A 22,246-nucleotide genomic window follows, 5' to 3' on the forward strand; every position below is an offset into this window, starting at 1 on the left:
CACACCCGAGGAGGTCGCACCAGTGCGTCCTCGCCCGGCCTTGTCCCTTCATGCTGGGCCCGACGAAGCCCGGTGAGTTTCACGGCTCGTGAAACCTCAGGCGATGCCGAGCCAGGCGGCGAAACTCGACAGGGACTCGCTGCCGTACCGCTGGAGCCGGATCAACGCATGGACGGTTTCCCGCACTTGGGGATGGTTGCGGGTCTGCTCGGGCGCCACGCGGCGGGCAGCTTGGAGCGCAGTGAACGCCTTCTCACGATGGCCGTAGTCGAGCCAGCCCTTCGCCGCGTCCATGTACCAGCGGCCCGCCCGGACGGGTGCCACGTCGGTGGGCAGCCGGGTGTGCCGCATGAGGCGTCCGATCTCCGGCCCGTCGTGCAGTTCCACGGCCACCCCGAGCCGGTGCATGGCCACGTTGGTCGGCCCGAACTCCAGGCCGTAATGGTTCGCGTCCCGCCCGAGCAGACGTGCGGTGTCGGCCGCGGCGTCGAGATGCGCGCGGGCGGTGGCCGCGTTCCCGTCCCGCGCGGCGAACATGGCCGAACGCAGGTGGACGGCACCGTGCATGCTCAGCTCGGGTCCCGCCATGCGGCCGATGTCCTCGCCCACGTCGTGGCGCACCCGGTCCAACAGTCGCATCCCGCGGTCGTACGCGGCCGCCTGTAGAAACAGGGTGGCGCGCTGCCACTGCGTGCGTCCGATGCGCAGCGGATCGCGCGACTCGCGCGCCGCCCACTGCACCCGGTCCATGGCCTGCGAACGCAAGTCGAAGAACCCCACGGCGTACGCGATGGCGGTCACCCCGCTGTACGCCTCGGCGAGCAGCCCGAACAGCTTCTCCCGTTCGGCCCCGTTGGCGGAGTGGCAGGCGGCCGACAGCTCGTCGAGGAGCGACGGAAGCATCGTGCCGAGCGTCGCGTACCGGGCCTTCCGCCCGAGTGCGGAGGCCCGCGCGACATCGGCCGCCAGCGCCTCGAACGGCCGGACCGGTAGGTCCTCTTCGGGCAGGTCCCACGACAGCATCGACGTCTGGATGTCCGGCACGGTCGCACGCACCCGCCCCCGGTGCGGGTCCTCGTACGGCTGCCCGGTGAGCTGTTCGAGACGGATCCCGAGGGCACGGGCGACGCCTGCGGTGAGCGACGGCGTGGCGGGCTTGTGGCCGCGCTCCACCTGGGCGATGAGCGACTTCGAGCACGGGACGTGCTGAGCGAGTTGTAGCTGCGTCAGGCCACGTGCCTTGCGGGCCTCCGCGATGCGCTGCCCGATGCGCTCGCTGGCGTTGCCACTGGCGTAGGGCATCCGGGAATCCCTTCGGATCTCGACATTTCCGAAGGTACCCCCGGGCCAGCCACCGGGGAACGGCAATTGCTCTCCGTCACTCTACGGAGGGTCGGTGCGGAGTTCGCGAGTGAGCGGGCTGCCCGAGGAGCCGCTGCACCCGGTCGCCTCCACCAGCGTCTGCTTGACGCCGCCGGCGCCGACGATCAGCGAGAACTAGTTCATTACCGAGGCGGCCGAAGCGCTCCGGCTGCGGTTCCGGTGCCCTAGTGTGCTGAGCGACTTCGGCCCCCAACTCACGTGAGGAGTAAGGGAGATGCCTGGCCCGAAAACGTTTACGAAGATCGCGGATCACTTCCGGGAGCGCATCCTGTCGGGCGATCTGGAGCCAGGGCGAAGCTGCCCACGAACCGGGAGATCTCGGGGCAGTGGCAGGTGGCCGCCGCGACGGTGTCCCGCGCTCTCCAGGCACTCCAGGTCGAGGGGTACATCCGGACCACTCCGCGCGGCACGTACGTCGCCGACGACCCGGTGTGGACCCTTTCGGCGCGCGACCGGCTCGCCCGGGTGCAGCGCGTGAAGTCGTTCCTCGCCGACGGCGAGACGAGCCGGGTCACGGCGGCGGAGTTGGTTGCCCCTCCGCTGTACATCGCCGAGATCTTCGACCTGGACACGGGAGACCAGGTCGTCCGCCGGGAATGGCTGGCGGGCCGGGGCAAGACCCGGACGGTGTTCGCGGTCACGTGGTACCCGGCGCCGTTCGCCGCCCTCGTGCCCGACCTGCTGAACACCGCACCGGAGCGCAACCACGGCTTGTCGGCCCGGGTGTTGGAGGCCACGGAACGCACCATCGCGCACGCCAGGGACGACATGCACGCCCGGGCCGCGGACGCGCGCGAGGCCAGCGCCCTGGGCTTGCCCGTGGGCGCTCCGATCCTGGCGGGAGCACACCGCTGGTCGGACGCCGACGGCGTCATCGAATACGGCGAATGGTGCCTGCCGCCCCGCTTCACGATCGGATACGAGTACCAGCCGTGAGGGGCCTCAGGGCGGCAAGAGGCTGAGCACGCGCCCCGGACTGAGCACTACGACGACCCACGGGCGCCGCAACCGAACACCCTGCTCGTCGCCGCGTCGGCAGCCGTCACGGAGGACGCGGGACGCATCCTGCTCCAGCGGCTGGGTCGACAACGGCCTGTGGGCGCTGCCCGGCGGCGGGATGGAACTGACTGATTCCCTCCCGGGAACGGCCGTCCGGGAGGTCAAGGAAGAGACCGGATTGGACGTGGAGGTCACCGGCCTGGTCGGCACCTACACGGACCCGCGTCATGTCATCGCATACAGCGACGGAGAGGTGCGGCGGCAGTTCAACGTGTACTTCACCGCGCAGGTCGTCGGAGGTGCGCTCACGCTCTCCGACGAGGCATCGGAGCCTCGTTTCGTGGCTCCTGACGAGACGGACGAGTTGCCCATGCACCACACTCAACGGCTACGGATTCGGCACTTCCTGGAACGCCGACCGGCACCGTACCTGGGATAGCAGCCGACGGGCGAAGGCTCTCTGTCGGGAGCCGACATGGCGACCGGCAGGGACACCTCGCGCCTCCCGCGGTCGGCTCTCCGACAACTCACCCCTCCGAGTCGGGCGCGGTGGCCGTCTCCACCCAGCGCAGGTATGCCGCCGATCCGGCGACGATCGGCACCGCTGAAACCTCCGGGTTGTTCCATGGGTGGTGATTCAACAGATGCGCCTCGATCTCGTCGTACCGGTCGGCACGGGCCTTGAACAGGAGTTGCCACTCCTCCCCCGTGCCGAACTCACCCCGATGCCAGAAGACGGAGATCACGGGCCCGACGATCTGTGCTCCCGCCGCGAGCCGAGCCGACACAACCGATTGAGCGAGCCTGACCGCGCCCTCGCGAGTCTCCGTCGCAGTGGATACCTGAAGGAAGTCCGCCATGTGGCGAGCCTACTGACGCGGGCTCCGCTTCTCCGTGAACACGCACTTCCGACGCAAAGCCCCCGCCGACCACCCCAAGGGCGCCCGGCAGGGGCTCATCCACAACCGTGAGGCCGACGCGTCGGCGACCGCCCCTACACCACCAACGACAGCAACAGCACCCCCACGATCCCGACGACCGAGATCAGGGTCTCCATCACCGACCAGGTCTTCAGGGTCTGGCCGACGTCCATGCCGAAGTACTCCTTGACCATCCAGAAGCCGGCGTCGTTGACGTGGCTGAAGAAGAGGGAGCCGGCGCCGACGGCGAGGACGAGGAGGGCGGAGTGGGTGGTGCTCATGTCGGCGGCGAGGGGGGCTACCAGGCCCGCGGCCGAGATGGTGGCGACGGTGGCGGAGCCGGTGGCGAGGCGGATGGTGACCGCGATCAGCCAGGCCAGCAGCAGCGTGGAGATGTTCCAGTCCTTGGAGATCTCCAGGATCATCTGGCCGACGCCGGAGTCCACCAGGGTCTGCTTGAAGCCGCCGCCGGCGCCGACGATCAGCAGCACGCCGGCGATCGGGCCGAGCGAGGACTCGACGGTGGACGCGATCCGGCCACGGGTGAAGCCGGCCGCGCGGCCGAGCGTGAACATCGCGACGACGACGGCGGTGAGCAGTGCGATCAGCGGCGAGCCGACGACGTCGAAGATCCGCTGGACGGTGTGCGCGGGGTTGTCCACGACGACGTCCACCAGGGCCTTGGCGAGCATCATCACGACCGGCAGCAGGACGGTGGCGACGGTGATGCCGAAGCCGGGGCGCTTCTGAAGGTCGTCGGAGGTCCGCTGGGGGATCATCTTCTCGGGCGGGGCGATGTCGACCCAGCGGGCCGCGTAGCGGGAGAAGAGCGGGCCGGCGATGATCGCCGCGGGGATGGCGATGACGACGCCCAGCGCCAGTGTGACGCCGAGGTTGGCCTTGACCGCGTCGATCGCGGCCAGCGGCCCGGGGTGCGGCGGGATCAGCCCGTGCATCACGGACAGGCCGGCCAGCGCCGGGATGCCGATGCGCATGAGGGAGAAGTTGCCGCGCTTGGCGACCAGCAGGACCACCGGGATCAGCAGCACGATGCCGACCTCGAAGAAGATCGGCAGCCCGATGATGCCGGCTATCAGCACCATGGCCCAGGGCATCGCCCGTCGCCCGGCCTTCGCCAGGATCGTGTCCACGATCTGGTCCGCGCCGCCGGAGTCGGCGAGGAGTTTGCCGAGGACGGCGCCCAGCGCGATCAGCACGCCGGTGCCCGCGACGGTCGTGCCCAGCCCGGTGGAGAAGCTGGCGATGGCCTTGTCGAGCGGCGCCCCGGCCACCGCGCCGAGCACCAGCGAACCGATGATCAGCGACAGGAAGGCGTGCAGCTTGAACTTGGTGATCAGCAGGACGATGACGGCGATACCCGCCAGGACGGCGATGCCCAGCTGCGCGTGACCGGCCGTGGTGATCGGCGTGGTCGCGTCCGCTGCGAGCATCTCGACGCTGAGATGTGGCACGGCGATTCCCTTTGTCGGAGGGCCCCTTTGGCGAAGGCCCGGCTTTCGGAGGGCCCCTTGGTCGGAGGGGAGGGGAACGGTGAGGAGAGCCGGGCCCCTCGGGGGGGGGAAGGGAGGGGCCCGGCGGCTTGGGGGGGGTGGCCTCGGCGCGGGTTACGCGGCCTGGGTCCGGTGGCGCAGTGCGGTGACGGCGCGGTCGGCGATCTGCTCCGGGGTACCGGAGACGTCGACGGCCACGCCCGCCTCGTCCGGACCGAGCGGTTCGAGCGTGGCGAACTGGGAGTCCAGCAGTGCGGTGGGCATGAAGTGGCCCTTGCGTTCGGCCATCCGCGCCTCGATCAGCGCGCGGTCGCCGGCGAGGTGGAGGAAGACCACGCCCGGGGCGGCGGCCCGCAGCCGGTCGCGGTAGGCCCGCTTGAGCGCGGAGCAGCTGACCACTCCGCCGTGGCCGGCCCGCCCGTGCGCCCAGGCGCCGATGGCGTCGAGCCAGGGGCCGCGGTCGGCGTCGTCCAGCGGCACGCCCGCCGACATCTTGGCGATGTTGGCCGGCGGGTGGAAGTCGTCGCCCTCGGCGTACGGGACGCCGAGGGCGTCGGCCACCAGGGGACCGATCGTCGTCTTGCCGGTCCCGGCCACACCCATGACGACGATGACGTCGGCGCTGCCCATCCCGAATACCTCGAAACTTCGTATACAGAACGTCTCGCGCCACATCGCCCCTCTCGGGGTGATCGGTACGACACGGTCTTCTTTGACCTCGTGCGCCCTCCACTGAAACTCATTAGGTACGACGTATTCAAGCCCCTGTGACGCAAACGTCATACTTAATTGGCCGGGAGGCGGGAACGTAGGCTTGGCTCATGGACGCGACCGCAAACGGGGAGAAGGGGCTGCACGCCCGCGTGCTGGAGTCCCTGGGGCCCGCGATCACCGCGGGTGACCACCCTCCGGGCACGGTCCTGCGCACCGACGAACTGGCCGAGCGGTTCGACGTCTCCCGCACGGTGATCCGCGAGGCGGTCCGGGTCCTGGAGTCCATGCACCTGGTCGCGTCCCGGCGCCGGGTCGGGGTGACGGTCCGCCCGACCGAGGAGTGGAACGTCTACGACCCACGGGTGATCGGTTGGCGACTGGCCGGCCGGGACCGCCCCCGGCAGCTGCGTTCGCTGACCGTGCTGCGCTCGGCCGTCGAGCCGGTGGCGGCCGGGCTCGCGGCCCACCACGCCACCCCCGCCCAGTGCGCCGAGCTCACCGAGCACGCCATGGGGATGGTGGCCACCTCGCGCGGCCAGCAGCTCGACGCCTACCTCGTCCACGACATGGCGTTCCACAAGGTGGTGCTGTCCGCCTCGGGCAACGAGATGTTCGCGCGCCTCGCCGAGGTCGTCGCCGCGGTCCTGACCGGCCGCACCCAGCACCACGTGATGTTCACCGACCCCGACCCGGCCGCGGTCACCCTGCACGTCCAGGTCGCCGAGGCGATCCGTACCGGGGACGCGGTCCGCGCGGAGGCCCTCACCCGGGAGATCACCGTCGGCGCGATGGCCGAACTCGACGTCCTCGCACCGTAGTTCGCGGACCCGGCGCCGCGGTCCGCCCCGGGCCGGCCCGTCAGAACAGCGGCTGCTGGCCGGGGATCGGCGGCTCCTCGGGGTCGAAGAGCTTCTCCGCGGGCGCCATCATCGGTGCGGTCCGCCGCGAGCCCGGACAGGAGATCAGCTCGATCCCGGTCCGCCGCCCCGGCGGGTCGTGGCGGGCGTACCGACCGCCGACCACGGCGATCTCTCGGGTGCAGATGGGGCAGCGGCGTCGGGGTGCGGACATGCCCCCAGTCTGGCGGACGCGCCGCGGGCGCCGCACCCGGCACCCGGCACGACCTCAGAAGGCGTCCGTCGGCACGTACGTCCCCCACACCTCGCGCAGCGCGTCGCACACCTCGCCCAACGTCGCCCGGGCGCGCAGCGCCTCCCGCATCGGGTAGAGCACGTTGTCCGTCCCCTCGGCGGCCTTGCGGAGCGCGCCGAGCGCCGCGGTGACCGCGTGGCGGTTGCGGTGGGCGCGCAGCCGCTCCAGCCGCTCGGCCTGCTGCGCCTCGATGGCGGGATCCACCCGCAGCGGCTCGTAGGGCTCCTCCTCGTCGGTGCGGAAGCGGTTGACGCCGACCACCACCCGCGCGCCGGCGTCGGTCTCCTGGGCGATGCGGTAGGCGTTGCGCTCGATCTCCTCCTTCTGGAAGCCCCGCTCGATGGCGGCGACCGCGCCCCCCAGGTCCTCGACCCGCGTCATCAGCGCGAGGACCGCCTCCTCGACGGCGTCGGTGAGCGACTCCACCGCGTACGAACCGGCGAACGGGTCGACGGTGGCGGTCACGTCGGTCTCGTGGGCGAGCACCTGCTGTGTCCGCAGGGCGAGCCGGGCCGCCTTCTCGGTGGGCAGCGCGATCGCCTCGTCGAAGGAGTTGGTGTGCAGCGACTGGGTCCCGCCGAGCACCGCCGCCAGCCCCTGCACGGTCACCCGCGCGAGGTTGACCTCCGGTTGTTGGGCGGTCAGCTGCACGCCCGCGGTCTGGGTGTGGAACCGCAGCATCTGCGACTTGGGGTTGCGCGCACCGAACTCCTCCCGCATCACCCGCGCCCAGATCCGCCGCGCGGCACGGAACTTGGCGACCTCCTCCAGCAGCGTGGTGCGGGCGACGAAGAAGAACGACAGCCGCGGCGCGAAGTCGTCGACGTCCATGCCGGCGGCGAGCGCGGTGCGGACGTAGGCGATGCCGTTGGCCAGGGTGAAGGCGATCTCCTGCGCGGGCGAGGCGCCGGCCTCCGCCATGTGGTAGCCGGAGATGGAGATGGTGTTCCAGCGGGGGACCTCGGCCCGGCAGTAGCGGAAGACGTCCGCGGTCAGCCGCAGCGACGGCTGCGGCGGATAGATGTACGTGCCCCGCGCGATGTACTCCTTCAGCACGTCGTTCTGCACCGTGCCGTTGAGCTGAGGACCCGTCACTCCTTGCTGCTCGCCCACGAGTTGGTACATGAGCAGCAAAAGCGCGGCGGGCGCGTTGATCGTCATCGACGTGGAGACCGATCCCAGCGGGATGCCGCCGAACAGCACCTCCATGTCGTCGACCGAGTCGATCGCGACTCCGACCTTGCCGACCTCGCCCGCCGCGATCGGGGTGTCGGAGTCGTGGCCCATCTGCGTCGGCAGGTCGAAGGCGACCGACAGTCCGGTCGTGCCGTGCTCGATGAGCTGCCGGTAGCGCGCGTTGGACTCCCGCGCGGTCCCGAACCCGGCGTACTGCCGCATCGTCCAGGGCCGCCCGGTGTACATGGTCGGGTAGACGCCCCGGGTGTACGGATAGGCGCCCGGTTCGCCCAGCGCGGCGTCCGGGTGCCACCCGGCCAGCGCCGCCGGCCCGTACACCGGCTCGATGGGCAGTCCGCTCTCGCTCTCCCGCACCATGTCCACTACGCCTCCAAACGGGTGAACAGTGCAGATTTGCACCGCATTCACAGCATGCCCGGAGGTTCGTCCCGATGCACCGAGGGAAGGGGGTGGGTCATGCGGTGGAGCGGGAGAGCGGGAACGGCGGCGCTGACGGCGCTGGTGGCACTGACCTCGGTGACGGCCTGCCATCCGGTGCAAATCACCCCGGTACTGCGGCCCGGCGCGCACGGCCCGGCGGTCCGTGACCTCCAGGCCCGGCTGGCCCAATTGGCCCTCTTCCCGCACGACCCGACCGGCCGCTACGGCGCCGGGACCGCCCGCGCCGTCCGTACGTTCCAGCAGGAGGCCGGGCTGTCCGTCACCGGGATCTACGCGAGCGCGGACCGCTCGGCGCTCACCTCCCGCACCAGAAGACCGACCCACACCGAACTGCATCACACGGGCAAAATCCGTGACCGAAGCGACAATTGAGCACCCCCACCCACCGCCACCACCTACGCGGGAGCGGCGCCGGCTTAGGCGCAAAAGGGCGGCGCGGGCAGGGCCGGGGGAACGTGCCCCGCCCGCGCCGAGTGCGCTGAGCCACGGGTACGGGGGGAACCCTGGCTCGTGCGCCGCCGATGACCAGTCGGCTCACTTCTTACTGCGCCGCGGCGTTCAAAAACGTCACACCCGACCGGCGGGAAGGGTTCCGGTTGGGGTCGGCACGGTCGTGCTGGGGTCCGGTGCGGGGGTGGTGCTGGCGGGCGGGGCGCTCGGGCTGGGCGTGGCGGTGGGGGACGAGTCACCCTCCTCGTCGCCGCTGCCGCCACCGTTGTGGCCGCCTCCGCCATTGCCGCCGTTCTCGCCCTGGCCTCCGCCGTTGCCGCCCTTGCCGCCTCCGCCATCGTTGTCACCCGAGCCGCCGCCCTGCTGTCCGGACTGGGCGAGGTACTGGCGGCAGAAGGCGTGCACCCGGTCCGGGCCGCCGGCCTTGGATTCCAGGCGCCGCAGGGTGTCGCGGTCCATGTCGCCGCGCTTGCCGGTCTCGTAGTCCTTGCACAGGGCCAGCAGCAGGCGCTTCTTGCCCTTGCCGTCGCCGTCCTGCTGCGGCCAGCCGCCCCCGCCGGGGGTGCCGGTGCCCGTGCCGGGCGTCGGGGTGCCGGGCGTCGGGACGGTGCCGGGGCTGCCGCCGGGGCTGGGACTGGCGCCGGGGCCGGTGGGCCGCCCGTCGGGCGGGGTGGCCGGGGTGCGGCCGGTCTCGCCGGTGGTGGCCGGCTCCTGGGTCTCGAAGGTGCTGGGGGTCTCGGCGGCCGAGACGCTGGCCCCGGGCTGCGGTTCGCCGCCCCGGAACGGGGTGGGCAGCACGCCGGTGCCGGCGGCGACCGCGATACCGCCGATCGCGCAGACCGCGAGGGCGACGGCGAAGCCGCGTCTGAAGGGGCGGGCGAGCCCGCCGCGTTCGGCGACGCGGCGGGTGCGGTCGAACCGGACGCCGGGCAGCGCGGCGCCGCGGGCGGTGTCGCCGCGGGCGCCGGGGCCGTGCCGGGCGTTCCGGAAGGCGGCCAGGGCCGCCTCCTCGCCGGGCAGCGGGGCGGATTCGGGCAGGCCGGAACCGGCCGCTGCGGCGGCCTTCAGCAGGTGTTCGAGTTCGGGTGCGCCGTCGCCGACCTGGGAACCGGCCGGCTCACCACGCAGCAGTCGCTCCGCGGCGTCCTTGTCGAGCCAGCTATACCGGTCGTCGGCCATCACATGTCCTTCTGCGTTCGTGCGGCCGTTTCCGTCACACCTGGTACGTACGAATCCGCCACACCGTCCTGGTGTCTTCGGTCCTGTACGGGCAGCTCACCCAGCGTGCCAGCACCCGGGCCCGGACCGGCGGACAGCCGTCGGGTCGCCCCGTCACCGTCGTCCCCGCCACCGTCCTCGGTGAGGAGTTCGGCGAGCTTCTTCAGACCGCGGTGGGCCGCGGTGCGCACCGCGCCCGGCCGCTTGCCCAGGACCTGGGCCGCGCTCTTGGCGTCCAGTCCGACGACCACCCGCAGGGTCACCGCCTCGGCCTGGTCCTGCGGGAGCCGGCCTATCAGGCTGAAGGTGCGGCCGGTGCCCAGCGCCTCCAGCGCCTCGCCCGCGGTGTCGGACGCGGCGGGGGTGTCGGCGAGTTCGCTCTCGTCGCCCCCGACGGCCGGTCGACGGCCGCGCATCCGGATGTGGTCCAGCGCACGGTTACGGGCGATCCGGGCGGTCCAGCCGCGGAAGCGGTCCGCGTCGCCGCTGAAGCGAGGGAGGTCGCGGGTGATCTGGAGCCACGCCTCGGACGCCACGTCCTCGGCGTCCGCCTCGCCCACCAGGGTCCGGACGTAGCCGAGGAGCCGGGGCTGTATGGCGCGGTAGACGAGCCGGAACGCCGCCTCGTCGCCGTCCTGCGCCGCCTGCACGGCAACCGTCAGCCGTCCGTCGTCCGGCTGAATGTCGTCCCCTCGCACGGGTCCATCCTGTCGCACGCTGAATGTCCGCCGCCCGGTCCTTGCCGCTTCGCGCTGTCGCTGTTTCTTCGCTGCTGGTTGGTCGTCTGGTCCGCCCGGGCGCGCCGCGCGGCCGGTGCGGTCAGCCGCTGCGCCGGTCGTCAGACGTCCGGCCGTTCCTGCTGACCGTAACGGGTGAGACCCGGTGCCCGGCACCCGGGCCACCTCTTGGGACGGGCGGCGCATCGGCACGACGTGCCCTCGCACTCATCCGAACTCCCCAGTAACTAAACGTCCTTCGGGTCGCGGAGCCGGCCGCGGGCCGTGCGCCAACCGGCGCGTTCCGGCACGTTACGGGCCCCGCCCGGCCCGCGTCCAGACCACTGGCCGTGCCGCCGCCCGTACCCCGTGTGACGCTTTCGGGTCCGCTGGCGCTGTATCGGTTAGGAGCCCTTCGCGGGGCTCCGCGTGAGCGACGGCCGGGGCCTCTCCTGTGGGGGGTGGCGGCCTCGGCCGTCTCTCGCGATCTTCCGCCCGACCGGTCAGATCCGGTTCGCCAGCGCCTTGAAGTCCGGCCAGGACAGCGCGGGGGTGCGCGGGTCCCAGGTCTTCTGCGCCAGCGCCGCGAGCGGCATCTTGATCCCGGCCGCGATCTGCTGCGCGGTCTGCGCGTCGGCGTGGTCGCACCAGACCCCGAACCGCCCGCCCGGGATGCGGTCGGCGCCGGTCTGGCTCTCCGGCACGGACACCGGCGCGGTGTGGCGCAGCACCCGCGGGGTCCAGCTCCGGTAGATCCGCTCACCCGTCGGGTACGTGAAGCCGTTGGGCTCGCCGAGCACGTAGTAGAGGAACTCGTCGTTGAGGTTGAGCACGGTGCGGCCCTCGCGCAGGAACTCTGCGGGGTCGCGGGCGCCGATCTCCTTGCCCGTCCAGTAGGCGACCGTGCGGTTCTTGTCGGCGGCCACCTTGCCGCCGGCGAAGAAGCCGTCGTTCCACGCCTCGATCCGGGTCTTGCCGGCGGCCTGCACGGTCTTCTGCCGGTCGTTCAGCCAGCCGGTCGCGAGGTCCTTGATGGTGGCGCCGGCGCCGTACTTGTCCCGCGCGGCCTTGGCGAGCTGCGGGTACGACGCCTCGGGGTTGCGGGACATCAGCGCCTGGTACTCGTCGCCGCCCAGGTGCCAGTAGGGGCCGGGGAAGAGCTGCCCGAACTCCTTCAGCAGCGAGTCGATGAGCGCGCCGGCCTGCGGCTTGGAGATGTCGATGGCGCCGCGCAGCACCGTGCCGGAGGCGTTGTGCAGCTGGAGGTCGGGGTAGTGGGCGAGGACCGCGCCGAGGTGGCCGGGCGAGTCGATCTCCGGGATGAGGGCGACGTGCAGGCTCTGTCCGACCTTGATGAGGTGGCGGACCTGGTCCTTGGTCAGGTGGTCGGCGGAGACGATCTGCGGGTGGCTGTCGCTCTGGATGCGGAAGCCCTGGTCGTCGGAGAAGTGCAGCTGGAGCTGGTTGAGCTTGAGGTCGGCGAGCTGCCGGATGCGGGCCTCGATCCAGTCCGCGGTGAACGGCTTGCGGGCGTTGTCGAGCAGCATGCCGCGCTGGGGGCGGTCCGGGCGGTCCTCGATGGTGCCCTCGGGCAGGCCGCCGGCGTTGCGGACGGCCTGTTTGACGGTGCGGGTGCCGTTGAAGATCCCGGCGTCGGTGGGGGCGGCGAGGGTGAGCCGGCCGTCCCGGGCGGTCAGGGTGTAGGACTCGTCGGCGGTGCTGTTGGGCGGGGCGTTGTCGGGGCGGCCGGCACCGCCCGATCCGCCGAGCTTCACCTCGACGTCACCGGGCCGGACGTCCTGCTTTCCCCAGACCACCGCCAACCCACCGAGATCCTTGGCCATGAGTTGCGCTTCATCGGCGACGGTGCTCTGTTGCCCGGCCGGTACCACGACCCGGGCGTCCTTGGTCGGCCGCCAGCCGTTCCCGTCCGCCGGGTGGAAGTCCCGGACGGCCGGCACGATGCGCGGCGGGCCGGTCACCTTCGCCCACGTGGGGATGGGGGCGGCGGGGCTGGAGGAGCTAGGAGCGGCCCCTGGGGGCTGGGAATCGGCCCCTTGGGAGCAGCCGCCGAGCACCAGCGCGCCGGCCAGCACCGGGGCGGCCCACAGCGCGCGGCGGGCCGCCGGACCGACGGCCGGGGCGGCCGGACGCGGGGGCCGGGGGAAGGCCGAGGGCCGCGGGAAACGCGGCGGCCGCATCGGGTTCGACATCGTGCAATCCTCACTTTTCGGGGCGAAGGCACTGCCGGGGGTGCGGGGCAGGGCGTCCACCGTGCGCGCGAAAGCTCTCTCATCCGGGTGAAAATCGCGCATCCGTCGGACAGTGGCCGGCGGGCGTCGTTAGCGTGGCCTCGCCGTCGCTCACTCCCTTCCAGGGCGCGTGGACCGCCGGAAAACCGCCGGGTGCCACCTCATGTGACGTATCACCACACCTGCTGCACATTCCGTACGTATCAGACTTTTCATCCTTTTCGCCCCACCCGCCGCTCGGTTTCCGCCAGTCGCCCGCCGCCCACCCACCACATCCACTCTCAGCCGTCCCGTCCGCCCGAGGAGCCCACGCTGTCCGGTGACACTCCGGCCGCCCGCCCGCCGACGCGGTCCCACCCGCCTGCTCCACGGTGCGGCATACCTTGGCGGACGCCGCGCACCGAGCCCGCGACGGCCGACCTCGCCCGCTTCAACGCACTCCCCCACGACCGGGCCGTCGCCGCCCTGCTGACCTGCTGCGGCTGCCTCCGGTGGGCCGAGCGGATCGCCGCCCACCGCCCCTATCCGGACCTGGCGTCCCTCCTGGCCGCCGGCGACGAGGCCGGCTACGACCTCACGCCGACCGAGCAGGCCGAGGCGCTGGCCCGGGAGGCGCCCGCGCCCCTGCCGCCGGCCCGCCCCGGCCCCGGCACCCTCGCCGCCCACACCGCCCTGCGCGCCGCCCACGCCGCCTACGAACTCCGCTTCCGGCACGCCTTCGTGATCTGCCTCGACGGCTACCGCGACGACGAGCTGATGGACCAGACCCTGCACGCCATCCGCACCCGCCTCGCGCACGAACCCGACGAGGAGCGGACGGTCGCGGCCGACCAGTTACGGCGCCTGGCCGGCGTCCGACTGGGACAACTCGCGGCGACTTGTCGCTAATGGCCTGTTTCGCACTTGTGTGATAGCCCGTTGGTGCCTGTTTGATCACACCTAAGGACCCCCGCGCGAGGAACCGACAACTCGTCGATACGATGACGAGCGGCCGGTGGACCGTACCCGGCCGGGCCCGACCGACAGAGAAGCCGGCGCGGCCCTAGTCCCCGCTCCCGGAGGGTTTTTCCGTGCCGGCTGGAACGTTGTACCGCGGCCGGGAAGGCATGTGGTCCTGGGTGGCTCATCGAGTCACTGGCGTCCTCATCTTCTTCTTCCTGTTCGTACACGTCCTCGACACCGCTCTCGTTCGTGTCTCCCCCGACGCGTACGACAACGTCGTTGCGACTTACAAGACGCCGATCGTCAACGTGATGGAGTACGGCCTGGTGGCCGCCATCCTCTTCCACGCGCTCAACGGCCTGCGGGTCATCGCCGTGGACTTCTGGTCCAAGGGCCCGAAGTACCAGAAGCAGATGCTGTGGACCGTCGTCGGCGTCTGGGTCGTGCTGATGGCCGGTGCCTTCTACCCCGTGCTGCAGCACACGCTGCGCACGCTGTTCGGGAGCTGACGCGTGATGTCTGCTGAATCCACCGCCGCGGGCACCGCCGCGGAGAACGTCGCGCTCTACGACGCGGACAACCCGGCTCCGGTCATCGAGGCACCCCGCAAGCGCACCGGGAAGACCCCGAAGTCGACCCGCACCAACTTCGAGCTGTACGGCTGGCTGTTCATGCGGCTGTCCGGCATCGTCCTGGTCGTCCTCGTCCTCGGCCACCTGCTGATCCAGCTGGTGCTCGACGGCGGCGTCTCCAAGATCGGCTTCGCCTTCGTGGCCGGCCGCTGGGCCTCGCCCTTCTGGCAGGTCTGGGACCTGCTGATGCTGTGGCTCGCCATGCTGCACGGAGCCAACGGCCTGCGCACCGTCATCAACGACTACGCGCAGCGGGACAACACCCGCTTCTGGCTGAAGATGCTGCTCTACACCGCCACGGTGTTCACCGTCCTTCTGGGCACGCTGGTGATCTTCACCTTCGACCCGAACATCCGCTAGGCCCCGGGCTGAGGGACAGAGGTATTCCACCCATGCAGATCCACAAGTACGACACCGTCATCGTCGGCGCCGGCGGCGCCGGCATGCGCGCCGCCATCGAGGCGACGAAGCGCAGCCGCACCGCCGTGCTGACCAAGCTGTACCCGACCCGCTCCCACACCGGTGCCGCCCAGGGCGGCATGGCCGCGGCCCTCGCCAACGTCGAGGAGGACAACTGGGAGTGGCACACCTTCGACACGGTCAAGGGTGGCGACTACCTGGTCGACCAGGACGCCGCCGAGATCCTGGCGAAGGAGGCCATCGACTCGGTCCTCGACCTGGAGAAGATGGGCCTGCCCTTCAACCGCACGCCGGAGGGCCGGATCGACCAGCGCCGGTTCGGCGGTCACTCCCGCAACCACGGTGAGGCCCCGGTCCGCCGGTCCTGCTACGCCGCGGACCGCACCGGCCACATGATCCTCCAGACGCTGTACCAGAACTGCGTCAAGGAGGGCGTGGAGTTCTTCAACGAGTTCTACGTCCTGGACCAGCTGATCACCGAGGTCGACGGCGTCAAGAAGTCGGCCGGTGTGGTCGCCTACGAGCTGGCCACCGGCGAGATCCACGTCTTCCAGGCCAAGGCGGTCATCTACGCCTCCGGCGGCACCGGCAAGTTCTTCAAGGTGACGTCGAACGCCCACACCCTGACCGGTGACGGCCAGGCGGCGGTCTACCGCCGCGGGCTGCCGCTGGAGGACATGGAGTTCTTCCAGTTCCACCCGACCGGCATCTGGCGGATGGGCATCCTGCTGACGGAGGGCGCCCGTGGTGAGGGCGGCATCCTCCGCAACAAGGACGGCGAGCGCTTCATGGAGAAGTACGCGCCGGTCATGAAGGACCTCGCCTCGCGCGACGTCGTCTCCCGCTCGATCTACACCGAGATCCGCGAGGGCCGCGGCTGCGGTCCCGAGGGCGACCACGTCTACCTGGACCTGACCCACCTGCCGCCGGAGCAGTTGGACGCCAAGCTCCCGGACATCACCGAGTTCGCGCGCACCTACCTCGGCATCGAGCCCTACACGGACCCGATCCCGATCCAGCCGACCGCGCACTACGCGATGGGCGGCATCCCGACCAACGTCGAGGGCGAGGTGCTGGCCGACAACACCACCGTCGTGCCGGGCCTGTACGCCGCCGGCGAGGTCGCCTGCGTCTCGGTGCACGGCGCCAACCGCCTGGGCACCAACTCGCTGCTGGACATCAACGTCTTCGGTCGCCGCGCCGGCATCGCCGCCGCGGAGTACTCCGCCACCGCCGACTTCGTCGAGCTGCCCGAGGACCCGGCGTCGCTGGTCGCCGAGCAGGTCGAGCGGCTGCGCGGCGCCACCGGCAACGAGCGGGTCACCGAGATCCGCAAGGAGCTGCAGGAGACCATGGACGCCAACGTCATGGTCTTCCGCACCGAGCAGACGATCAAGACCGCGGTCGAGAAGATCGGCGAGCTGCGCGAGCGCTACCGCAACGTGTCCATCCAGGACAAGGGCAGGCGCTTCAACACCGACCTGCTGGAGGCCATCGAGCTGGGCAACCTGCTCGACCTGGCCGAGGTCATGGCGGTCTCCGCGCTCGCCCGCAAGGAGTCCCGCGGCGGTCACTACCGCGAGGACTACCCCAACCGCGACGACGTCAACTTCATGCGGCACACCATGGCGTACCGCGAGGTGGGCGCCGACGGCTCCGAGTCGATCCGTCTCGACTACAAGCCGGTCGTGCAGACCCGCTACCAGCCGATGGAGCGTAAGTACTGATGAGCACCCCCACTCTCGACCAGCACTCCGCTGCCCTGGACGCGGCCGAGAACGACGCCGCGCACCTGGTCACGGTCACCTTCCGGATCCGCCGGTTCAACCCGGAGGTCTCCGAGGAGGCCCGCTGGGAGGACTTCCAGCTGGAGATCGACCCCAAGGAGCGCGTCCTGGACGCCCTCCACAAGATCAAGTGGGACCTGGACGGTTCGCTGACGTTCCGTCGGTCCTGCGCGCACGGCATCTGCGGTTCGGACGCCATGCGGATCAACGGTCGCAACCGGCTGGCCTGCAAGACGCTGATCAAGGACATCAACCCGCAGAAGCCCATCACCGTCGAGGCCATCAAGGGCCTGACGGTGCTGAAGGACCTCGTCGTCGACATGGAGCCCTTCTTCCAGGCGTACCGGGACGTGATGCCGTTCCTGATCACCACCGGCAACGAGCCGACCCGTGAGCGGCTGCAGTCCGCCGAGGACCGCGAGCGCTTCGACGACACCACCAAGTGCATCCTGTGCGCGGCGTGCACCTCGTCGTGCCCGGTGTTCTGGAACGACGGGCAGTACTTCGGCCCGGCGGCGATCGTCAACGCGCACCGCTTCATCTTCGACTCGCGTGACGAGGGCGGTGAGCAGCGGCTGGAGGTCCTCAACGACAAGGACGGCGTCTGGCGCTGCCGGACGACCTTCAACTGCACCGACGCGTGCCCCCGTGGCATCGAGGTCACCAAGGCGATCCAGGAGGTCAAGCGGGCCCTGATCACCCGGCGGTTCTGATCCGTCGGGCCCGATCCGGGCCGCTCGTCTCCTTGAGGGCCCCGCTCCCCGTGCGTACGGGGGGGGCGGGGCCCTCGGCCGTGTCCGGGCCGCTCAGCCCGAGCGCAGCGCCCTCGCGGCCAGCGCTTCGTCCTGGGCCCCGCGCTCCCGCATGACCTGCGCGTAGACCTCCAGGGCCGCCCGACGCTGCTCCAACTCGGCTATTTCGGCGTCGAGTTGGGCCATCTGGCGCTCCACCGCGCCGCACGAGAACGCGCACGGGGTCAGCCCCGGGCCGCCCTGGGCGCAGGGCAGCAGCTCGCGGATGGACTCGGTGTTCAGGCCGGTGGCGAGCAGGTCGCGGATGCGGCCGACGGTCTCGACGGCGTCGGCGTCGTAGGTGCGGTAGCCGTTGGCGTCGCGCCCGGCGCGCAGCAGGCCGCGCTGCTCGTAGTAGCGCAGGACGCGGGTGCTGACGCCGGTGCGGCGGGCGAGCGCGCCGATCCGCATCCGGCCCGTCGGGGACGGGCCCGCCCGGGTGCCGACCGCCATGTGAGGCTCCTCTCACCGCTCCCGTCCGGTCCGGCTTGACCTTCACACCGGTGTCAGACGGCAACCTCTGCGGCATGACGAAGATTCCCGCGGTGCAGACCCCGTCCGTTTCCCTTCCGCCGCTGTCCACCACCGTCGCCGGCCCGGCCGGCGGGCCCGGCGTCCTGCTGGCGCACGGCGCGACCGGCAGCGTCCGCGACAACTACGGCACGCTGATCCCGGCGTTGACCGCCACCGGCCACCGGGTGGTGGCGCCCGACTACCCCGGCTCGGGCCAATCCCCGCGCGCCACCGGCCCGTTGGAGTTGGACGCGCTGGCCGACGCGGTGGTCGCCGAGGCCGTCGCGGCCGGGGTGGAGACCTTCACGATGGTCGGCTTCTCGATGGGCACCGCGGTGTCCGTACGGGCCGCGGCCCGTCATCCGGAGCGGGTGCGCGGGCTCGTCCTGACCGCCGGGCTGGCCAAGGCGGACACCCGCGCACAGGTCTGGCTGGACCTGTGGCTGCGGCTCCTGGACCACGGCGACTACCAGGGCTTCGCCCAGGCCCGGACGCTCAGCGGGCTGTCGACCGAGCGCCTCGGCGCGCTGTCGCCGGCCGAGTTGGCCGCCGCCCTGGACCCGGACCCGACGCTGCCGCCGGCCGGCTCGGCGGAGCAGGCGGCCCTGGTCAAGGCCCTGGACACCACCGCCGACCTGCCGGGCATCGCGGTCCCCACGCTCGTCATCGCGACCACCCAGGACGCCCTGTTGGACCCGGCCCACTCCCGTTACCTGGCCGAGCACATCCCGGGCGCGCGGTACGCGGAGGTCGCCAGCGGGCACCTGCCGATGGTCGAGCGGAACGCGGAGTGGCTGGCCTTGATCGGGGACTTCCTGGCCGCGCGGGGGCTGTGACGGGGCGGGCCGGCGGCGGGGCGGCCGCCCGCCCGGGCCCGCTCCGTCAGGCCGCCGCGCCGTCCAGCACCTTGTCCAGGAAGGCGTCGAGGTTGCGCACGGTGCGCGCGATCCGGTCCGGCAGCGGGAGGGTCTCCTCGTGCCGCCCGGCCAGCTGGGACTTCTTGCGGCCGCGGACGTAGAGGGAGCAGGCGAGGTCGGCGCACAGGTAGGTGCCGACGGTGTTGCCCTGTCGACCCGCGGGCCCGGCGCGGCGGGCGGCGAGCAGGCTCACCCCGGAGCCCGGGTGCCCGGTCAGGCAGATCGAGCACACCGTCGTCTTGGTGAAGCTGCGCCGCACGCCCTGCGGCACCCGCAGGGTCACGCCCATCAGGTCGTCGCCGCGCGGCGCGACCAGGTAGCAGCGGTCGAGGGCGCCGGGGTCGCGCCAGCCCAGGAAATCCAGTTCCGACCAGGGCAGTTCGGCGAGTCCCACGGGCAGGTGGAGCCGGCTCGCCTCCCCCTTGGAGCAGTTCACGAAGGAGGCGCGCAGCTGTTTCTCACCGACCGGATCCATGGTGCGGACGCTAACAGCGCGGGCCGGGGCGCGTCGTGCGGTTTTTCCGCGCCCCGTCCCCGCGACGGCTCACTCGATCACGGACGGCGGGATCTCCCGCGGCGGGGTGGGCTCGTCCTCGTCGAGGTACCGGGGCCGCGGGGTGCCGGTACGGGCCCGGCCGCCCTTGTCGGACACGTCGCCCTTGCCCTTGCCGTGGGGGGCCGTCGGGTCCGCCGGGGTCGCCCGGGTGCCGCCGCGGCTGCGGTGCAGTCCGCCGCCGCCCTGGCGGTTGCCGCCGGTGGGGCCGGGTCCGCCGGTCGGGCTCGTCGGCCGCGCGGTCGGAGTACCGGGTGCCTGCGGCGGCAGGGCGGCGCGGGCGGCGACCGCGTCGGGCGCGCCCGCCCGGCCGCTGGCGCTGCGCCGCGCCCCGCCGGAGCCACGGGCGCCGCCGGCCGGCATCCCGCTGCCCGTCACGCCGATGACGCCGGGCGGCACCGCGCCGCCCGGGAAGCCGCCGGCGGCGGGGGCCGGGCTGCTCTGGCCGCCGGACTGCGTGCCGCCGCCGAGCCCGTGGGTGCTCACCGGCGGTGCGGTGAGGCTGCCGCCGCCGGTGCTCTCCAGGCCCGTGGTGACCGGCCGGTCGGCCCGGGGGCTGTCGAAGCCGGCCGGGACCGCGCCGCCGCCGACGCCGTTGGGCCGCTGCGCGGCGGGCGGGTGGTGCGGCTGGGGGCCGCCGGTCACCGCGGCGTTCACCGGCGGTGGGGTCGGGCCGCCGGCCGGGGCGATGGGCCAGTCCCCGTCGATCCCCGGTCCGGTGCCGTCCTGGAGCCGCTTGGTCTGCGCTTCGTAGTGGGCGGCCAGTTCGTCCATCACGATGACGGCCTCGATCTGGCGTTCCTTGCTGGGCGGGAGGCTGCCGCGGTTGAGCTCCAGCGCCATCCGGGTGTCCAGCTTGGGGTTGGCCATGTCCCGCTTGAACTTGCTCTCGTCGCCGGTGGGCGCCACCGGGTCGGGGGCGCCCCCGGCGAGCTGGAGCTTGACCATGGCCTTTTGGACTTCGCGGAGGTTGTGCGCGACGCCGACCTCGGGGCCCGAGGCGCGCGAACCGATCAGGATGGATTCGACGTTGCGCGCGTGCTGGTAGCTGCGGTCGAGCTTGGCCAGCACCTTGGCGGCCTCCCGGCGGAACGCCTGCGCCGCCGAGCCCTCCCAGTGCGCCGAGGCGTGGTCGACGGCGTCCTTGAACGCCTTGCGGATCCCGCCGTGGCCGTCGTCGCCGCCGAGCCGGTCGGCGGAGGACCGCCAGTGCCGGCCGGAGGTCTCGATCGCCGCGGGGCTGGCGTGGTCGGTCATCGCCCGGAGCGCGGCCAGGTCGTGCCGCTGGAAGTCGGAGGGGGACCGCGGGGTCAACCGGTGGCCCTGGAGCGACTTCATGCGCTCCGCCCGCTCCTGCTCGGCCCTGTGCCGCTCTGCCTCCTGGGCGCCGTCGTCGCGCTCCGGCCCGGCCTCCGTCATACCGGTCCCCCTCCCTCGTCCTCGCTGTCGTCAGGCCCGCCCGGTGCCGGGCGGCTGACCCGTCAGTCGTGCCCGGGGCGCCGGGCGTCGTGCTCCTGGTCCTCGTAGGCGCCGCGGCTGGCCTCGGTCTTCTCGCCGAAGGTGCGGATCAGGTCCTGGAGCGCGCCGAGCACGTCGGAGAGGTACGCCTGCATGCCGTCGTGCGCGCCGGCGAGCCTGCCGGCCTCGATGAAGTTGATCCCGAACGCGGACCTCGGGATCGTCGTGTTGTAGGCGACCGTCTGTGTGGGGTCGTCCATGTCGCGCTGCAGGTGGCGCAGCTGTCGGACGACGATGTCCAGTTCTTCCAGGTCGACCTTGAATTGCTCGGCCATGTACCGCTTCTCCCCGTTCCCCCGCGGGCCTTCACCACCAAGCTATCAAGCCCGCCGGGCTGCCCGTACGCCCGTTCTCCTGATACCCGTGACGGGGCGGCTTCTAGCGTGCGGCGAACACCCCGGAGCGGGCAATTCGACAACCCGAAACGTGATCTGACGAGTCGTCAGAAGGAGTCGTCGGGAGTGTCGGCGAGGCGGTGGCGGCAGTCCCAGACGCGGGCGGAGAGCCGGGCCAGCAGGCGGGCCGCGGGGTCGCCGGCGTCCCGGCCGTCGGCGAGCGGGCCGGTGTAGCAGACGGCGAGGACGTAGGGCGGGGCATCGGGCGGGTGGACGACGGCGGCGCCGTGCCGCACCCCGGTGATCCAGCCGTTCTTGCTGGCCAGCCGGGTGCCGGGGGGCAGTCCCGCGGCCAGGTCGACGGCGTGCGCGTTGTGTTCCAGGCGGGCCAGGACCTCGGGTTCCAGCGACGTCAGCAGCCGGACGAGGTCGTGGGCGGTGACCTGGTTGGTCAGGCCGGCGGCGCGGGCCGGGGCGTCCTCGATCCCGCGCGGGCTGCCGGAGGCGGCGGACGCCCCGGCCCGCCGCCACACCTCGGCCACCGCGGCCGGGCCCACCGCGGCCAGGCACAGGCTGCTGGCCAGGTTGGAGGAGTGGCTGACCATCCGGTCGGCGAGCCAGCCCAGCGGCGCGGTGCGGCCCAGCAGCTCCCAGGGCTCCGGATCGCCGTCGTCGGCCCGGGAGTGCGCGTAGCTCCCGCCGACCGCGGAGCGGAAGGCGTTGACGACCGGCACCTCCGTGTCGAGGGCGAGTCCGCTGCGATGGACGGCGGCGAGCACCGCGACCTTCATGGTGCTGGCCGCGTAGTGCGGGACGTCCGCGTTCCGCAGGATCACCGGGGGGCACTGCCAGGGAGCTACGGCGACGGAGAGCATGGCTCATCGT

The 22,246-nt window shown here is 72.0% G+C and carries 22 protein-coding genes and 2 pseudogenes; 10 read left to right on the forward strand and 14 right to left on the reverse strand.

The window, feature by feature from the left end:
* Positions 1–96: 96 nt before the first annotated feature.
* Positions 97–1,302 carry a helix-turn-helix domain-containing protein gene (locus tag ACJ6WD_RS04610; RefSeq protein WP_407615165.1) on the reverse strand — a complete coding sequence of 402 codons (1,206 nt, stop codon included), beginning with the start codon at positions 1,300–1,302 and terminating at the stop codon, positions 97–99.
* A 295-nt stretch (positions 1,303–1,597) separates the two neighbouring features.
* On the opposite strand from ACJ6WD_RS04610, the pseudogene ACJ6WD_RS04615 reads away from it, so the two are divergent.
* Together ACJ6WD_RS04615 and ACJ6WD_RS04620 are read left to right on the forward strand one after the other, a co-directional pair.
* Positions 1,598–2,319, forward strand: a pseudogene (locus ACJ6WD_RS04615) (GntR family transcriptional regulator).
* Between the two features lie 81 nt (positions 2,320–2,400).
* Positions 2,401–2,821: pseudogene (locus tag ACJ6WD_RS04620) on the forward strand (NUDIX domain-containing protein).
* 88 nt (positions 2,822–2,909) lie between these two features.
* Here the strand turns inward: ACJ6WD_RS04620 and cutA are convergent.
* From cutA to ACJ6WD_RS04635, 3 genes are all read right to left on the reverse strand, one after another.
* Entirely contained in the window at positions 2,910–3,242 is a 333-nt protein-coding gene (gene cutA, locus ACJ6WD_RS04625; RefSeq protein ID WP_233657050.1) for a divalent-cation tolerance protein CutA, read from the reverse strand.
* A 134-nt stretch (positions 3,243–3,376) separates the two neighbouring features.
* Positions 3,377–4,774, reverse strand: coding sequence for a gluconate:H+ symporter (locus tag ACJ6WD_RS04630; protein ID WP_233657051.1), 1,398 nt, complete (start codon positions 4,772–4,774; stop codon positions 3,377–3,379).
* Positions 4,775–4,927: 153 nt separating this feature from the next.
* Positions 4,928–5,443, reverse strand: coding sequence for a gluconokinase (locus tag ACJ6WD_RS04635; RefSeq protein ID WP_233657052.1), 516 nt, complete (start codon positions 5,441–5,443; stop codon positions 4,928–4,930).
* Positions 5,444–5,634: 191 nt separating this feature from the next.
* Between ACJ6WD_RS04635 and ACJ6WD_RS04640 the strand changes: the two genes are divergently transcribed.
* A complete protein-coding gene (locus ACJ6WD_RS04640; RefSeq protein WP_233657053.1) occupies positions 5,635–6,345 on the forward strand; it encodes a FadR/GntR family transcriptional regulator in 711 nt (236 codons plus the stop codon).
* Between the two features lie 40 nt (positions 6,346–6,385).
* On the opposite strand, the gene ACJ6WD_RS04645 is transcribed toward ACJ6WD_RS04640, so the two are convergent.
* Both ACJ6WD_RS04645 and ACJ6WD_RS04650 read right to left on the reverse strand, forming a co-directional pair.
* Positions 6,386–6,598 carry a hypothetical protein gene (locus ACJ6WD_RS04645; RefSeq protein WP_016575807.1) on the reverse strand — a complete coding sequence of 71 codons (213 nt, stop codon included), beginning with the start codon at positions 6,596–6,598 and terminating at the stop codon, positions 6,386–6,388.
* A 54-nt stretch (positions 6,599–6,652) separates the two neighbouring features.
* Positions 6,653–8,233 (reverse strand): methylmalonyl-CoA mutase, encoded by a 1,581-nt coding sequence (locus ACJ6WD_RS04650; protein WP_016575808.1) that lies wholly within the window; start codon positions 8,231–8,233, stop codon positions 6,653–6,655.
* Positions 8,234–8,332: 99 nt separating this feature from the next.
* Here ACJ6WD_RS04650 and ACJ6WD_RS04655 point away from each other — a divergent pair, with 99 nt between their 5' ends.
* Positions 8,333–8,689 (forward strand): peptidoglycan-binding protein, encoded by a 357-nt coding sequence (locus ACJ6WD_RS04655; protein ID WP_407615166.1) that lies wholly within the window; start codon positions 8,333–8,335, stop codon positions 8,687–8,689.
* A gap of 195 nt (positions 8,690–8,884) precedes the next feature.
* Here ACJ6WD_RS04655 and ACJ6WD_RS04660 read toward each other — a convergent pair whose 3' ends face one another.
* From ACJ6WD_RS04660 to ACJ6WD_RS04670, 3 genes are all read right to left on the reverse strand, one after another.
* On the reverse strand, positions 8,885–9,946 hold the full coding sequence (locus ACJ6WD_RS04660; RefSeq protein WP_407615167.1) for a hypothetical protein: 1,062 nt from the start codon (positions 9,944–9,946) through the stop codon (positions 8,885–8,887).
* Positions 9,946–10,668 (reverse strand): RNA polymerase sigma factor, encoded by a 723-nt coding sequence (locus ACJ6WD_RS04665; protein WP_233657133.1) that lies wholly within the window; start codon positions 10,666–10,668, stop codon positions 9,946–9,948. The genes ACJ6WD_RS04660 and ACJ6WD_RS04665 overlap by 1 nt, the downstream gene beginning before the upstream one ends.
* A 536-nt stretch (positions 10,669–11,204) precedes the next feature.
* Entirely contained in the window at positions 11,205–12,914 is a 1,710-nt protein-coding gene (locus tag ACJ6WD_RS04670; protein ID WP_331247741.1) for a glycoside hydrolase family 20 protein, read from the reverse strand.
* A 417-nt stretch (positions 12,915–13,331) separates the two neighbouring features.
* On the opposite strand from ACJ6WD_RS04670, the gene ACJ6WD_RS04675 reads away from it, so the two are divergent.
* From ACJ6WD_RS04675 to ACJ6WD_RS04695, 5 genes are all read left to right on the forward strand, one after another.
* A complete protein-coding gene (locus tag ACJ6WD_RS04675; RefSeq protein WP_233657134.1) occupies positions 13,332–13,841 on the forward strand; it encodes a 2-oxo-4-hydroxy-4-carboxy-5-ureidoimidazoline decarboxylase in 510 nt (169 codons plus the stop codon).
* A gap of 182 nt (positions 13,842–14,023) precedes the next feature.
* Entirely contained in the window at positions 14,024–14,404 is a 381-nt protein-coding gene (gene sdhC, locus ACJ6WD_RS04680; protein ID WP_016574684.1) for a succinate dehydrogenase, cytochrome b556 subunit, read from the forward strand.
* Between the two features lie 6 nt (positions 14,405–14,410).
* Positions 14,411–14,887: a succinate dehydrogenase hydrophobic membrane anchor subunit gene (locus ACJ6WD_RS04685; RefSeq protein ID WP_016574685.1), complete on the forward strand. Its 477-nt coding sequence runs from the start codon at positions 14,411–14,413 to the stop codon at positions 14,885–14,887.
* A gap of 32 nt (positions 14,888–14,919) precedes the next feature.
* A complete protein-coding gene (sdhA, locus tag ACJ6WD_RS04690) occupies positions 14,920–16,674 on the forward strand; it encodes a succinate dehydrogenase flavoprotein subunit (protein ID WP_331247742.1) in 1,755 nt (584 codons plus the stop codon).
* On the forward strand, positions 16,674–17,447 hold the full coding sequence (locus ACJ6WD_RS04695; RefSeq protein WP_016574687.1) for a succinate dehydrogenase iron-sulfur subunit: 774 nt from the start codon (positions 16,674–16,676) through the stop codon (positions 17,445–17,447). The genes sdhA and ACJ6WD_RS04695 overlap by 1 nt, the downstream gene beginning before the upstream one ends.
* Positions 17,448–17,540: 93 nt before the next feature.
* On the opposite strand, the gene ACJ6WD_RS04700 is transcribed toward ACJ6WD_RS04695, so the two are convergent.
* Positions 17,541–17,978 (reverse strand): MerR family transcriptional regulator, encoded by a 438-nt coding sequence (locus ACJ6WD_RS04700; RefSeq protein ID WP_233657059.1) that lies wholly within the window; start codon positions 17,976–17,978, stop codon positions 17,541–17,543.
* A 74-nt stretch (positions 17,979–18,052) separates the two neighbouring features.
* On the opposite strand from ACJ6WD_RS04700, the gene ACJ6WD_RS04705 reads away from it, so the two are divergent.
* Positions 18,053–18,874 carry an alpha/beta fold hydrolase gene (locus ACJ6WD_RS04705; protein WP_407615168.1) on the forward strand — a complete coding sequence of 274 codons (822 nt, stop codon included), beginning with the start codon at positions 18,053–18,055 and terminating at the stop codon, positions 18,872–18,874.
* 46 nt (positions 18,875–18,920) lie between these two features.
* Here ACJ6WD_RS04705 and ACJ6WD_RS04710 read toward each other — a convergent pair whose 3' ends face one another.
* The 4 genes from ACJ6WD_RS04710 to ACJ6WD_RS04725 all read right to left on the reverse strand — a co-directional run bounded on the left by ACJ6WD_RS04710 (position 18,921) and on the right by ACJ6WD_RS04725 (position 22,236).
* A complete protein-coding gene (locus ACJ6WD_RS04710; protein WP_407615169.1) occupies positions 18,921–19,430 on the reverse strand; it encodes an FBP domain-containing protein in 510 nt (169 codons plus the stop codon).
* A 69-nt stretch (positions 19,431–19,499) separates the two neighbouring features.
* Positions 19,500–20,927, reverse strand: a complete 1,428-nt coding sequence (locus ACJ6WD_RS04715) for a hypothetical protein (RefSeq protein ID WP_407615170.1) — start codon at positions 20,925–20,927, stop codon at positions 19,500–19,502.
* A gap of 62 nt (positions 20,928–20,989) precedes the next feature.
* Entirely contained in the window at positions 20,990–21,301 is a 312-nt protein-coding gene (locus tag ACJ6WD_RS04720) for a hypothetical protein (protein WP_376438800.1), read from the reverse strand.
* Positions 21,302–21,468: 167 nt separating this feature from the next.
* On the reverse strand, positions 21,469–22,236 hold the full coding sequence (locus ACJ6WD_RS04725; RefSeq protein ID WP_407615171.1) for a serine hydrolase: 768 nt from the start codon (positions 22,234–22,236) through the stop codon (positions 21,469–21,471).
* Between the last annotated feature and the right edge of the window lie 10 nt (positions 22,237–22,246).

The organism is Streptomyces sp. VTCC 41912, assembly GCF_045799175.1.
Classification (GTDB): Bacteria; Actinomycetota; Actinomycetes; order Streptomycetales; family Streptomycetaceae; genus Streptomyces; species Streptomyces albulus_C.